Genomic DNA, 15,834 nt, shown 5'->3' on the forward strand with positions numbered 1-15,834 from the left:
TAACCAACCAAAAGTATACAGAGTAAAACGGGTCAATATTAAACCTGATGATTACCGTTGTTTTTAATCGGTATTTGTCATGGTTATTTGATGTTTAAAATTCACAATTCCCATTGAATACGTATGCATGGCATTGTTTGTTAAGTAACCCGATGCCTATTATGGTTAAGGTCGTGAAATATGAATATTAATGATTTCGTATGCATGATTTTATATAAGTGATCCATAGGCTTATTCGCTTTCATATGAATAAGTGGATGGCTGAGCGCCTTAATTATCGGGCGTTGACTAAAGAATAATTAACAAGTGAAATACAGTTAATATTAAAAATACTAATATTAAAAAGCGACATTAAACAGTGATTTATAAAGTTGTCTCTTAATTTTTTTAATGGTTCATTTATTTTAATGAATCTTCAATGGATTGTTATTTTAGCTGAATGTCACTTTTACTGATTTAAACTGTTAAAAATAAATGCGTGTGTTAACGCAATAACAACTGAATAACCGATATTCGATTGGGGGAGGAAACCTGCATGGTTAAATTTAAACCGACATCTATTGCTTTGGCTCTGTTAGCCAGTGGCACTATGGCTGTCTCATTTCCGGCTATGGCCGCAGAAGCGGAAACGCAGGATGAGCAAAAGGAACAGAAAGTAGTTAAGGATAAGCAAACCGGTGTCACAGTTACCGTAACCGGTTTTCGCGAATCCTTGCAAAAATCTGCGGCAATGAAAAAGAATAATTCGGCGATTGTGGAAACCTTGTCTGCAGAAGATATCGGTAAACTGCCGGATGTAAGCATTGCTGAGTCTTTGGCTCGATTACCCGGACTGGCAGCTCAGCGACTTGATGGCCGTGCGAATGTTATCTCCATTCGTGGATTAGGGCCTGAGCTTAATATGACCACATTAAATGGTCGTGAACAGGTTACCATTGGTGACAGCCGCGCGGTAGAGTTTGATCAATACCCTTCTGAAATGATTAATGAAGTAGTGGTTTACAAAACACCAAATGCGGCTTTGGCAACCACTCAGGGATTAGGTGGCACCACCGATTTGCGAACCATTAAACCGCTCGCACTTGGTGAGAAAAAAATAAAAGCAACAGCCCGACTGGAGCAAAACAGTCTCGGTAATTTAAATCCGGATACTGACGATACCGGTGAGCGTTTTAGTTTAACCTTTGTTGATCAGTTTGCCGATGACACAGTAGGTATTGCGCTGGGTCTTTCACATATGAATTCTCCTAATCAGGAAGAGCGCTGGAATGCCTGGGGCTATCCAACACTTGGTCTGACTACCGATGGTAACGGCAACGATATTCCGTATCAGGATCGTGATGGTAATGATATTGATCCTGATACTCTGGTGATTGGCGGTGCAAAACCTTATGTTCGCAGTAGCGAACTGAAGCGCACCGGTTTTATGGGTGTGGTTGAATACGTGCCCAATGCCAATTACGCCATGACCTTTGATGCGTTTTACTCTGACTTTGAAGACAGACAAACATTGCGTGGTATAGAAATTCCTCTTGCGTGGGGTGGAGGCTGGTCGAATAACGGCATCACCCCATTAGAAGTTAACGATGGCTATGTCACCGAGTTGCAAGTTAATAACGGTTTCTTCCAGGTTCGAAACGACATGAACATTCGTGACGCAGAGTTACAGGCCTATGGTTTAAATAATGTATTTACGATTGATCAAAACTGGGAAGTGGAAGCCGATTTAAGTTATTCCAAAGCGGATCGTGCCGACTGGGGACTGGAGTCTTACGCCGGTACCGGACGTGGTAATTTTAATGGCATTGGTGATAACGCCATTGTATCCATGAATGGTACCCGGGGCATTACGGTTGATCCAACAATTAATTACGCTGATCCTAATGTGTTACTGCTCGGTGGAAATTTAAGTTGGGGTAATGGCCTTACTGTACCGTCCGATGGGCAGGACGGTTTTATCAATAATCCATGGGTGCAAGATGAATTAACCGCTTTAAAATTTAGTGCAAACCGCGCATTGAGTAATGATTATTTCACCAATCTCGAGTTTGGTGTCAATCTGTCGGAACGCGATAAATTTAAGCGTGATAAGGGCAGCTTTTTAACATTGAATGCGTACCCGCAAATGCTAGCAGTACCTTCTGAATTTTTATTGCCTGCTACCTCACTTGGTTTTTTAGGCATTGACGGTATGCTCAGTTACGACATGCTCGGTTTATATAACTCGGGTGTGTATAACGAAACCAGCGAAAATTTAACCGTGGCCAGTCGAGCGACTAACTCGTGGGATGTGTCCGAAGAAATAACCACCGCCTATTTTAAACTTGATGTGGATGCGATGTTAGGTGGCACCAATGTTCGCGGTGATCTTGGCTTACAAATTGTGCACGCGGATCAATCTTCAACCGGTAATGCGGTACGTCCTGAAGAAGATAGCAATGGTGATCCTACCGGATTTCAGGAAGTATACGTGGCGAGCGGCGGTGCCGATTACACCGAAGTATTGCCGAGTATTAATCTGGCATTTGAAGTGGCTGACGATCAGTTAATTCGTGTGGGGTTAGCGCGTACCTTGCAACGGCCTCGTATGGATCAGTTAAACGCCAGTCGTGGTTTTAATTTTAATGCTGCGAATGCCAATACCACGCAGGCGGAATACGAACAAGATCCTACCCGTTCGCCCTGGAGTGGCAGTGGTGGAAACCCACAACTTCGTCCCTGGTTGATGGATCAGATAGATGTCAGTTACGAAAATTATTTTGATGAAGGCTATTTTTCTGCAGCCATTTATCATAAGCATCTGGAAAACTGGATTAACGATAATTCAACCGTCGAAGCGGATTTTTCTGCAACCGCAGATTCACTGGGTATTGATGGCGTGATCACTCAAGGGCTTATTTCGGCACCAGAAAATGGCTCTGGAGGCTATGTACGCGGTGGTGAGTTAACATTAAATCTGCCATTTGCGATGATTTCTGAAAGTTTGGATGGTTTTGGTACGGTGTTAAGTTTTTCTTACGCCGACAGTGAAGTTCGGGAAGATTCAGAAAGCGATCCCATTCGTTTGCAAGGATTATCACGCAAGGTTGCTAATGGAACTGTTTATTATGAAAATGGTGGATTCCAGTTCCGTACCAGTGTGCGTTATCGCAGTGATTTTCTTGGAGAGGTTACCGGCTTAAGCTTGGCACGTACCACCGTTACAGTACAAGCAGAAACCCTGGTCGATGCTCAGGTTAGTTACGACTTTGAGCAGTCGGGTGTTGAAGGCTTGTCAGTCTTTTTACAGGCGACTAACTTAACGGATGAACCCTTTATTTCTTACAGCAATGACGATCGTCGCCAGGTAAGAGATCACCAGGTGTATGGTCGTAATATGATGCTCGGTGTTTCATACGAGTTCTAATTCTGAAACAAAGGTTTTACCAATAAGCTCCTGTTAAAAAACGCCTCATCGCTAATCGATGGGGCGTTTTAGTTTTTGGGACTGTATTGAGTCGTGATAGGTTGTTATTTTGTATGGGTGAGCTTAATTTTCTACTAGCTAAAACAAGGCTTTATTAATATGGGTAAACGCTTTAATCGACTGGTTATTGTAGGTGGCGGAAGTGCTGGCTGGATGACTGCAGCATTGTTAGCCAAAGTGACGGCAGGTCAGTATCACATCACAGTTATCGAGTCGGAAGCGATAGGTACTGTGGGTGTTGGCGAGGCTACCATTCCGCCGATACAATTATTTAATCAATTGCTTGGTATTGATGAAGCGAAGTTTATAAAGCAAACCCAGGCCACCATAAAGCTTGGGATCCAGTTTGAAAACTGGAATAAAAATGGTGACTGTTACATGCATGCCTTTGGCAACATAGGCCGCGATTTAGGATTTACCCATTTTCATCATTACTGGCTTCGTGCCCATAAAAAAGGAATAAGTAACAACTTCTGGGATTATTCGTTTAATTATCAGGCAGCAAAACGAAACCTGTTTTCAAAGATGGATCGTATTCCAAATTCACCATTACAGGGACTGGTTTATGCCTATCATTTTGACGCAGCTTTATACGCCAAATTTTTACGACAACTGAGTGAAGCCAATGGTGTAAAAAGGATTGAGGGAAAAGTATGTGATGTTACCCAAGATAGTGAATCCGGTTATATTGATGCTCTGAACCTTGAGTCTGGCGAGACAATAAAGGGCGATTTATTTATTGATTGTTCAGGGTTTAAAGGTCTGTTGATCGAGCAGGTATTAAACACCGGTTACGAAAATTGGTCTGACTGGTTGTTCTGTGATCGCGCCGTTGCCGTGCCCAGTGAGAAAACGTCTCCGGTCACACCCTATACACGTGCGATAGCGCATAATGAAGGCTGGCAATGGCGGATCCCACTTCAACACCGTACGGGTAACGGGCTGGTTTTTTCAAGTGACTATTTATCAACGGATGAAGCCTGTCACCGGCTATTAACTCATCTGGATGGTGATGCGCTTGCCGCTCCAAAAGTCATTCCGTTTACTACAGGCAGACGTAAAAAACAGTGGAACAAAAATGTAGTGGCAATTGGTTTATCTAGCGGATTTTTAGAGCCCCTTGAGTCTACCAGCTTGCATTTGATCCAGCAGGGTATTACCCGATTAATTAAACACTTACCGTCTAATGGAATTTGTAACGCGGAAGTCGATGAATATAACCGGCAGTCGCAATACGAATTCGAAAAGATCAGGGACTTTATTATTTTGCACTATCATTTAAATGAAAAAACACACTTAAATAAAAAGTCGCACTTAAATAAAAGGTCGCATTTAAATGAAAAATCGCACTTAAATGAAAAATTGCACTTAAATCAAAAGAACAGCGTTAATTCACATCAAACTAATCAGTCGATTTGGCAGAAAAGCCGTCATATGCCAATTCCACAATCATTGAAACAAAAAATTGAATTATTCAAACACACCGGTAAGTTATTCCGGGAGCAAGATGAGTTATTTTCCGAGGTGGCCTGGCATCAGGTGTTGATGGGGCAGGGCGTGGTACCCGGCAGTTATCATCCATTGGCCAATATGATTTCTGATGAACAGCTAAGTGAGTTTTTAAAAAACTTAAAAGTAATCATCAGCAGTGGATTAGATAAACTGTCGAGCCATAAGATGTTTTTAGATAGCTTTGATTAACTAGCAATCTAAGTTTCGGTAAATCGTTCTTCAAGGGTGTTTTCCTGACACCTCTTCACTTTTATTCTGTTTTTAAAGGGCTGTTGTTCTGTGTCTCAGTTATTTTTATACGATAAACACTTTTTTCCTTCCTATAAATAAATCATAAATATGCCGATTAATTATTCGTTCTTGATATGAATACGTATGCAGTCGATTGTGTTACAAAATTGAACCTGAGTATTATTGATTAAATATAAAACAAACGTTATGACGCATTGCGACATAGCGGCTTACAACAATCATTCCGGGGGTAGGGATATGGCAATATTTAAGCCGAGTGCGCTAACCATTGCTTTGACCACAGCAGGATGTGTATTTTCAACAATGCCATCGTATGCATGGGCGAACGAATCAGCATCGAATCAACAAGCGACTGCAGCACAAACTGAAAAGTCGGAGCAGACTCAACAATCCAATAAAACTGACAAGTCGGATGAAACGAAAAAGAACTCTCAAGAAAATACTAATGCAGAGCAATCGATTCAAAATGAAAACACTGAATCGAATTCGGTTGCCCATGAGTCGGCACAAGCAACGGAGAAAGAAGACAATAAATTGGTCATCACTGGCAGTTACAGTGGTTCATTAATTCGTTCTCTGGAAGAAAAGCGTAATGCGGATACCGTATCGGAACAGTTATCCGCCGATGACATTGGTTCGCTGCCCGATGTTTCTATTGCCGATGCATTAACCCGTTTACCGGGTATTTCGGCCATTCGTACCGGTGGTCAGGCTGCGGAAATCAATATTCGTGGTTTATCCGGTATTTTTATCCACTCGACGTTAAACGGTCGCGAGCAGGTGTCTACTTCCGGAACGCGCAGTGTCGATTTTGATCAATACCCATCGGAACTTATTTCATCGGGCTCGGTTTACAAGTCACAAAAAGCGTCACTGATTGAAGGCGGTGTTGCTGGTTCCATCGAGCTGCGAACGGTGAGTCCTTTAGCCAATGCCGAGCAGCATAAGTTTAATCTTAACGCCCGGGCGATGTATAACGACAGAGCCAGTTCGGTACACGACGCCGATCAACTGGGTGAGCGATTAAGCTTTTCTTATCAGGGGAAGTTTGCCAACGACACTATTGGCGTGGCATTAGGGTTTGCAAGATTAAATCAGCCCTCGGTAGCCGAGCAGTTTATCGGTTTAACCTATCCAACAACGCTTGATCTTGATGGGATTGCCGGCGATACGGATTTAGGCGCTGATGCCGATTGCCCGGAGTGTGAATTAATTTCAGAAGGCATGGAGTTACAGCACAAAGGCGGTAAGGAAACGCGTGACGGTTATGTCGCAGCCTTTGAATGGGTTCCTAACAGTGATTTTATTCTTAAACTTGATGCGTTCAGTTCCAAGTTTGATTCCGAACAATGGGCCCGTGGTTTACGGGTTAAGTTTGGTGGTTCGGCGGCTAATTATTATTTCCCAAGAATTACCGATAACACAATGGTCGGTGGTGTGGTGGCACGTACGACGGACAGTTTTACCCGGGTTGAGATTGCCAACGATGACGACACCGAAATTGATGAAGTGAACAGTTATGGCGCAAAGGCCGAGTGGCAGTTAACCAGTGCGTTTAACTTTAAGGCCGACTTATCTCATTCAAAGGGCACCAGTGATTTTCAAAACCGACTGCTCTGGAGTGGCCTGGCTGAAGATGCCAGTTTAGCGAATCCGGTTTTTGATGAAAATGTGGTTATTAATTATCAATACTCGGGACTCGATATTCCATCGGTTGGGTTCAATCAGGACTTTACCGATTTGAACAGTGTAATGGCGGCGAAGTATGGAACTTATCCTTATCTGTATGATGACACTGTGAACGCCCTTCGACTGGATGGCACTTATGAGTTGTTCGATAACAATATTTTGTCGTCGTTTGAATTTGGTGTTCGTTACTCGGAACGTCGCTACGATTCGACTCGAAAAGTGTTTGAATACGGTAATGAAGAGTTTTCATCGATAGAAGGTCCGTTTCAATTACAGCCGGGTATGGCATCGGTGGTTCATTGGCAGGGCGACTTTGCTCATTTCCCAAGTTATCTGGCACTGGATATCGATCAGGTGTTGGCAAGCTGGTTACCGAATGGCGTTGGTACACCAGTGACAACCTTTGGTACTAACTTACAGGGTGAATTGGATTATTCAACGGACTGGTCAGTTAGGCAAAGCGGATCGGTATTTGAAGACGTTACCGCGGCTTACTTTTTAGGCAATATTGATACCTATTTATTCGATATTCCGGTTACCGGTAATGTCGGTGTACGCATGGTCAATACCGAACAGTCGGCCACTCGACTGCGCGCAGTGGATGAGTCGTTACCGTTAGAGCAACGACTGGCGTTAGGTGCTGAATATATTGTTGATGAAGCGGGTTTAACCAGCTTCCGATTTGCCCGAGATGAAGATGGTATTGACTACACCGATTTCTTACCGTCACTCAACTTAAACTTTAAACTGACAGAAGATTCACAGCTGCGTTTTGCTGCAGCACGGGTAATGGCTCGTCCAGAAATCAATCGTCTGGCGGCTGACTTTAGTGGTTCGATTGATGATAATCCAAATCGGACGCCGGAAAATCCAGAAGTTAAAGTTTATAACGCCAGTCAAACCAATAACCCTCGATTAAAACCCTTTATGGCGGATCAGTACGATTTATCCTGGGAGCATTATTACGCGGATGGCACCGGCGGTTTTTCGGTTGCGGTGTTTTACAAAAATATTAAAAACTTTGTCGATACCATTACCATTGAAAATTTTGACTTTGCCGCCGCTGGCATTCCAACCCCTGAAACCTATATTGATCCTCAATCATTAGTGGAGTATGAAGTCGGTAACGGTAATTTTACTTACGCTTTTAACAATGATGAAGGCGGTTCGATCCATGGCTTTGAGCTGGCCACCACAACGGTGTTTGATTTTCTGCCAGACTTTTGGTCAGGACTTGGTGTTAACGCCAGTTACGCGTACACCGACAGTGCGGTAAAAACTTTAACGGAAACCGGACAGATAAAAGGTGAAATTTCTTTTGAAGGTTTATCCCGTCATGTGGCCAATGCCACTCTGTTTTACAGTTACGACGGATTTGAAACCCGGTTAAGCACTCGTTATCGATCCGAATTTGTTTCTAGGCAATGGGGCGTTAATGAGCAGGTGGTTTATTTTGATGATGAGACCGTGTTTGATTATCAGGCGTCTTACGATGTGAATGACAATACCCGTCTGTTGTTTCAAATCAACAATCTAACAGACCAACCCACCAAGTCGTATTTTGTTTCGGAGTCACGAACCGGAACTATCCAGTACTTTGGACGCCAGATGTTTCTTGGCGTGAATTATTCGTTGTAAGAGTGCTGACCTAAAATGCCTATTCGGAGTTTTAAAATGAACATATTTAAACAATTATTTGTTGTGGTCAGTGTGGTGATAACACTTTTAAGTCTGACCGCGTGTGAAAATCCTCTATCTGGTGAAGTATTAAGTGGCCAGGAGTTACTCAGTTGCGATTTGCCACAGGTACCCAATGCATCCGGTACCCAATGTGTCGATCCTCCGCCGTTACAGTGTGACCCTCCAACGGTTCCTAATGAAACGAATGATGCCTGTGTGATTGGTCGTGATCCTAATGCGCCAGCACCAACGGTAATGGCAGGAGATAATCAGGCGATTCTGTTTTATAACCGCGGCGATGTGGATGCGAATAATTCACCGGGCGATCCGGTTTACAATGGTTACCGTTTGCATACCTGGAACAATGAAAGCTGTGATGCTTATGATACCGGCTCTATTGCTCCGTCCTGGCAAAATGGTTTGCAGTTTGATGGCATTGATCCTAATTACGGCGCTTATTGGATTTTAAATTTAAAAGACGGTTACGACGATTGCGCTAATTTTATTATTCATATTGGAACCGATGATGCCGGTAAGGAAATGGGCGGCGCCGATAAAACCATGAATCTGGTGCAAGATGATCCTGACTTTGTGCGCATGAACTGGACCTTTTCTGGCAACCCTACTGTATTTGAATTTCCGGTAGTGTCATTAGGCGCAGCGGTATTAAAAGTTGAAGACGCAGCGGCTCACTGGCTTGATGCAACAACCCTTGTCTGGGATCACGGCTCCGATCTGGTTACTGAAGTAAAAATACATTACTCGGTAGACAGTGAAATTGAGATTGATGAAGACAGTAATGTTTCTGGCACAGCCATTACATTATCTGAAACAACATTAACCACTGAGCAAGCGGGCATTCATCCTCTGGTAAACGCTTGGCCAGCTTTTAGTGGTGACTGGAGTGTTGAAGATGCAAAAGCTGCGTTAAAAGGTCAGGTGATTTTGGTGGGGTATGATGCATCAGGTATCGCAATAAAAGCCACTCATGTACAAACTGCAAAAGCATTGGATGCGCTGTATACGCAAGGCGAAAATGACGCAGACGAATCGACACTGGGTGTTAATTACAGCGACAATGCTATCGAGCTGTCTGTGTGGGCGCCCACTGCCCGTGCTGTGCGATTGAATATTTATCGCGACGATAAAGTACTCGAATCCAGTTTTGATATGACAGAAGATACCGCAACGGGGATCTGGCATTATTCTGCACCGGCCAGTCTTGATCGACGATATTACCGTTACGAGCTTGATCTGTTTCATTACGCAACCAATAAGTTTGAAACCATCACTTCAACCGATCCCTATTCGGTCAGTCTTTCGATGAACGGTGAATATTCGCAATTGGTTAATTTGTCCGATGCGGATTTATACCCGGATGGCTGGCAGGGGCACAGTGTACCCACTATTACTGATCCGGAAGATGCGGTTATTTATGAAATGCATTTGCGTGATTTCAGTGCGCGCAATACAAGCGTATCGGCTGAAAATAGAGGCAAATACATGGCGTTTACCGAACAGGGATCTGCGCCTGTTAATCATTTATCTAATTTGGTGGCGTCCGGTTTAACCCATCTGCATTTGTTGCCAGTTAATGATATTGCCACCATTAATGAATTTGAAAATCTTATTGTGGATGTGGATGACACAATTGGCGACCTTTGCCGAGTAAACACAGACGCTAGCGTGTGTGGTTCGGAATCGGAATCATCGATTATTCAAGACGTGCTCGAAAGTTATGGACCTCTGTCTGAACAGGCACAAGCGTTAGTCAACGATATGCGTCAGTATGATTCGTTTAACTGGGGCTACGATCCGAAACACTTCAATGTGCCAGATGGTATTTACGCCACCGATCCGGACGGCACTGCGCGGATCAAAGAATTCCGTGCCATGGTCAAAGCGATACACGATTTAGGGCTGCGAGTTGTGGTTGATGTGGTGTACAACCATACCAACTCCGCCGGTACCTTTGATAATTCCGTATTCGATAAAGTGGTACCGGGTTATTACCATCGACGTGACATTGTTAGTGGCAGTGTCACGCAAAGTACCTGTTGTAATGACACCGAACTTTACAACACCATGATGGATAAGTTTATGAAAGACTCGCTTATTCAGTGGACCGAACAATACGGAATTGATGGCTATCGATTTGACATTATGAGTCACGGCTCCAAACAACAAATGCTGGATGCACGAGCTCTGGTTCAATCCATTGATCCCGACAGTTATTTTTACGGTGAGGGTTGGAAACGTGATGATGGCTACAATGATACATCGGCCAACCAGGCTAATATGGCAGGAACCGAAGTGGCCACCTTTAATGATCGTTTACGCGACGCTGTTCGGAAAGCCGATTTATTCAAAGCCGACGGTAATACCGGTGCGCAAGATATTGTAAAACTGGGCCTGGCTGGCACGCTGGCGAATTATGTATTGGTCAGCAGTAATGGCACAACCTCTACGGGGGCCAGCTTTAATCCATCCGCTTACGCACTGGATCCTGCTGATGTGATTAATTATGTGTCGAAACACGACAATGAAACTTTGTGGGATATGCTGCAGTTTCAATTACCGAGCGACGTTTCACTCGCTGACCGGGTTCGAATTGCAAATATTTCGGCGGCGGTGCCTTTAATGAGTCAGGGCATTCCATTTTTACAGCTGGGCGGTGAAATGTTGCGCTCAAAATCGCTCGATAAAAACTCTTACGACGCCGGTGACTGGTTTAATTATGTTGATTACAGCATGATCACCAATAACTGGAATGTGGGTTTACCATTGGAGCAAGATAACGGCCATCGTTGGTACAGTGACTCCAGTGATCCCACTCCGGTAAGCATTGCCTCCTTGGCAGCCAGTTCCAATACACAGGCGATGCCATCGGATATTCAATTTGCCAGCGATGTGTTTAAGGAGTTTTTATCCATCCGTCGTGATAGTAAATTGTTCCGTTTAACCGATGAGCAATCGATCATTGATCGCGTTGGCTTCCACAATATTGGTGGTAATCAAACCCATGGCGTGGTGGTGATGAGTATTGATGATGGCACCGGTTTGCCCGATCTGGATCCGACCGTTGATGCTCTGGTTGTGATGATTAATGGCACTGAAAACGATTACACTCACACCATTCCTACAGCCTCCGGATTCGAACTGCACCCAACGTTAATGGCTTCGGTTGATCCGGCTATGGCGAATGCTCTATTTACTGCAGGTACCGATGAAGGCAGCTTTACAGTTCCTGCACGGACCATGGCTGTGTTTGTTAAGCCGCAGGGCGGAACACAGGGCGAAGGGTTATCCGCTTATGCAACTTCTGGTGCGCCCGATGTAGTGCCTTATGGCGATACTCAGGTGTATATTCGTGGCGACATGAACGGCTGGAGTACTGATAATCAGTTAACCTATCAGGGCGATGGCATTTATCGAACCAATATTGATTTAACCGCCGGTACAACCTATGGCTTTAAATTGGCTTCGGAAGATTGGTCCACCGTAGACTTTGGTGCCAGTGATGGAGTGGTTTCGGAAAATACCGCTAAAGTGTTAAGTCGCGCCGCAGGTAATTTATCCTTTACGCCATCGGCAAGCAGTAACTATTTCTTTGAAATTAATGCCAATGATCCGGAAGCGCCTGAGCTGACCATCCGCAATGCCGATATTTATTCTGGAACCGCAATTTATATTCGAGGTGGCATTAATGGCTGGGGTATCGATTCTGAGCTGGTGCATACCGGTGGCGGGATCTACAAGGTGATTGTTGATGTAGGTGCTAATACAGGTGTTCGGGAATTTAAAATTGCTTCTGAAGACTGGTCGACAGTGGATCTCAGTCACGGTGATGGTGAACAGCTTGTGCTGGAAGATACCCCTAAGTTAATTGGTTCAGGGGCAGGCTCAACCAATATGACCATGGATTTTGCGGTATCGGGCGAGTATACCTTCCTGCTTGATACATCGAATCCTGACTTGATGACTTTAACTGTCCATGAAACGCAGATGTATGGTTCTGAAGCCATTTATATTCGAGGTATTAATGGCGACTGGGATACCGTAGATGCAACGACTCAGTTTACCTATCAAGGTGACTCTATCTACACTTATGATATAGCGCTTACTGCGGGAACTCAGAGCTTTAAGTTTTCTGGAAGTGAATGGAATGGTGGGATTAATTACGGGCTTAATTCTGACGATAAAGTGATGAATCTTGATGAGGCTCGAACGTTAATATTTAACGCAGGCGATATTGAATTGACGATTCCTGTAGACGGAACGTATCGCTTCAAAGTTGAAGGGCCTGATGAGTCTGCTCCGACCATGACAGTGCAAGCGTTATAGCGGACGACGTGTTAAACCTTAAGCAACTCATATAAACGGCAAACGCCAATAATTGCTTAGCTGCGATTATTGGCGTTATTGTTTTGGTTGCTATAAATAAACGACGTTTGTTTTTTCGACAGTCTTTTCAAAGTATTAATATTCAAAACATAAATATTTTCAAGGCAGTTCATGTATAAACTTTTTCAATATTTTAGCGTCACTGTTTTTGTTGTATTGCTCTTGGCATGTACTGAGAATACAAACAAGCGTCATCAACTGGTTCTTGAAAAACAAAGTCAGCGGTTAATTTTAACCGCCTACGATGGCGCAGCCATCCAGGTTGAGTTGGTTAATACCGATCACGCTCAATTTCCCTCGTTTGCTGTGGCGGCGTCTGCCAAAAAGTCCCAACCCATTATTATTCACAGTAACGAGAGCGTGTCGTTTCAAATCAATCAATTAAAAGCGATTGTCGATAAAAAAACGTGGCAAATTGAGTATTACCGAAACGATGAAAAGCTAACGGCGCAAACGGCCTTTATTAATAAGCATCGTGAGCGACAAGTGGATTTTTCATTGGCTGATCACGAAAAGGTTTTGGGCGCTGGTCAGCGAATTGTCGGTATGGATCGTCGTGGTCACCGATTTCCTTTATACAATCGTGCACATTACGGCTACACCACTGAATCACAACAAATGTATTACAGCTTACCCGCCATTATGTCGAGTAACGGTTACAGCATTGTGTTTGATAACAGTGCCAAGGGTTTTCTCGATATTGGCAAAACCGATGCTGATCGATTGCGATTTGAATCAGTAGGTGGACGAGCCAGTTATCTTATATTCGCGCAACAATCATTCCCTGAATTAATAAACAGTTTTGTCATGGTGACCGGTAAGCAACCCATGCCTGCGCGTTGGTTGTTCGGCAATCACGCTTCTCGATTTGGTTATCGCTCGCAACAACAAGTTGAACAGGTGATCAAGCAATACCAGCAACAGGATATACCAGTGGATTCGGTGATTCTGGATCTGTTCTGGTTTGGTCCCGACATAAAAGGCCATGTGGGGAATCTTGATTGGGATCGAAATACTTTTCCAGAGCCAGAAAAAATGATTGAGTCGTTAAAACAGCAGGGTGTTAAAACTATCTTGATCACCGAGCCTTTTGTTTTAACCTCGTCTAAACGCTGGCAAGAAGCGGTGGATAAAAAGGTTTGTGCCAAAAACGAACAGGGTGAGCCAAAACGATTTGATTTTTACTTTGGCAATACCTGTTTAATTGATGTGTTTGATCGCAAAGCAATTGACTGGTTCAGTGGTATTTATAAAGATTTAATGAAACAGGGCGTGGCCGGAACCTGGGGTGATCTGGGCGAGCCGGAAGTTCACCCGGACGATACTCTTCATACCTTATCGGAGTATGGTTTAATGGCCCGTGGCGATGAAATACATAACGCTTATGGACACCAGTGGGCGAACATGGTTTACCAGAGCTATCGTGAGCAGCAACCACAGCAACGACCGTTAATCATGATGCGCAGCGGTTTTATTGGTTCGCAGCGTTACGGCATGATCCCCTGGACCGGAGATGTGGATCGCAGTTGGGGCGGATTAAAGCCGCAGGTTGAATTGGCACTGCAAATGAGTTTGTTTGGTCTTGCCTACACCCATTCCGATTTAGGCGGCTTTGCTGGCGGTGAGTCTTTTGATCCCGAGCTTTACATACGCTGGCTTCAATTTGGTGTGTTTCAACCGGTGTATCGGCCTCATGCCCAGGATCATATTGCACCGGAACCTGTGTTTCACGAAGAAATAACACAGTCCATTGTTCGCGACTATATTAAGTTGCGTTATCGATTGTTGCCTTACCATTACACTCTGGCGTATCAAAATTCAAAAACGGGTATGCCATTAATGCGACCCTTGTTTTTTGCCGATAAAAACAATCCCGTACTGTTTGATAAGGCCGACAGTTATTTCTGGGGCGATGCCTTTTTAGTAGCGCCGGTTACCGAACCGGGTATTAGTAAGCAATCGGTGTATTTGCCTGAGGGAGATTGGTACGATTTCTGGAGTGATAAGCGTTATGCTGGTGAGCAAACCATCGACTTTCCATTGACACTTAACACCATGCCAGTGCTGGTTAAAGCCGGTTCTTTTGTACCGATGATTGAGTCCGTATCAACCACCGAGCATTACTCGAGCGATGAGTTAATCTTACATTACTATGCGTTGCCAAGGTTACACACTCTTGATGCCCAACCCGATTTGAAAAATAAATTATCATCCCACAATAAAACATCTTTAGATGATAATACTCCCGGATACGCCAGCGGCTATATGTACGATGACGATGGCAAGCGCTTTGGCAATATTGAGCAACAACGATTTGAAATGTTGCATTTTGAAGCCACGCAAATAGACGATCAACTGACTCTGACTTTTAAAAGAACTCCTGAGGTGGCTGAAAACAACAGTAATGTTGATGGTATGAATAAGCAACGTGAGCATAATGCTACTGAACCTAAAGAGGTTGCTCTTAAAAAAGCCGTGAATACAGGTGCAGATATTACAGCAAAGGGCATTTCAGCAAAGAATTTTACAACAAAGGACACTTCAGCAAAAGATATTACAGCAAAGGGCTATAAAGGAATGCCTAAGCAGCGTCAAATGACACTCATTATCCATGGTTGGCAAACCGAGCCGAGTCATATTCAGTTTGGACAGAATCGCATTGAAAATTTTAATTACAACGAAGAAAAGCAGCAGTTAACCATTGAATTTCAGTGGTCTCATCAAGCGATATCTTTAACGGTTCGTTAAGTTGAATTTATCGCTTAGCAATCTATCACTTAACAATCTATCGCTTAACAGTCTATCACTTAACAACTGAGCCTGAAATTGGT

Annotated in this window: 5 protein-coding genes; all 5 read left to right on the plus strand. The window is 43.8% G+C overall.

Annotated features, from left to right (window positions below; translation table 11 throughout):
- Nucleotides 1-535: 535 nt before the first annotated feature.
- The 5 genes from C8D97_RS01110 (at nt 536) to C8D97_RS01130 (ending at nt 15,751) form a co-directional block, all read left to right on the plus strand.
- Nucleotides 536-3,406, plus strand: a complete 2,871-nt coding sequence (locus C8D97_RS01110; protein ID WP_109761494.1) for a TonB-dependent receptor — start codon at nt 536-538, stop codon at nt 3,404-3,406.
- A 159-nt stretch (nt 3,407-3,565) separates the two neighbouring features.
- Entirely contained in the window at nt 3,566-5,167 is a 1,602-nt protein-coding gene (locus tag C8D97_RS01115; RefSeq protein WP_109761495.1) for a tryptophan halogenase family protein, read from the plus strand.
- Between the two features lie 300 nt (nt 5,168-5,467).
- Nucleotides 5,468-8,557 (plus strand): TonB-dependent receptor, encoded by a 3,090-nt coding sequence (locus tag C8D97_RS01120; protein ID WP_109761496.1) that lies wholly within the window; start codon nt 5,468-5,470, stop codon nt 8,555-8,557.
- Nucleotides 8,558-8,593: 36 nt separating this feature from the next.
- Complete coding sequence (locus tag C8D97_RS01125; protein WP_109761497.1) at nt 8,594-12,943, plus strand: alpha-1,6-glucosidase domain-containing protein; 4,350 nt, start codon at nt 8,594-8,596, stop codon at nt 12,941-12,943.
- 171 nt (nt 12,944-13,114) lie between these two features.
- Nucleotides 13,115-15,751: a TIM-barrel domain-containing protein gene (locus C8D97_RS01130; RefSeq protein ID WP_109761498.1), complete on the plus strand. Its 2,637-nt coding sequence runs from the start codon at nt 13,115-13,117 to the stop codon at nt 15,749-15,751.
- Nucleotides 15,752-15,834: the final 83 nt, after the last annotated feature.

Source organism: Pleionea mediterranea (genome assembly GCF_003148745.1).
Lineage (GTDB): Bacteria > Pseudomonadota > Gammaproteobacteria > Enterobacterales > Kangiellaceae > Pleionea > Pleionea mediterranea.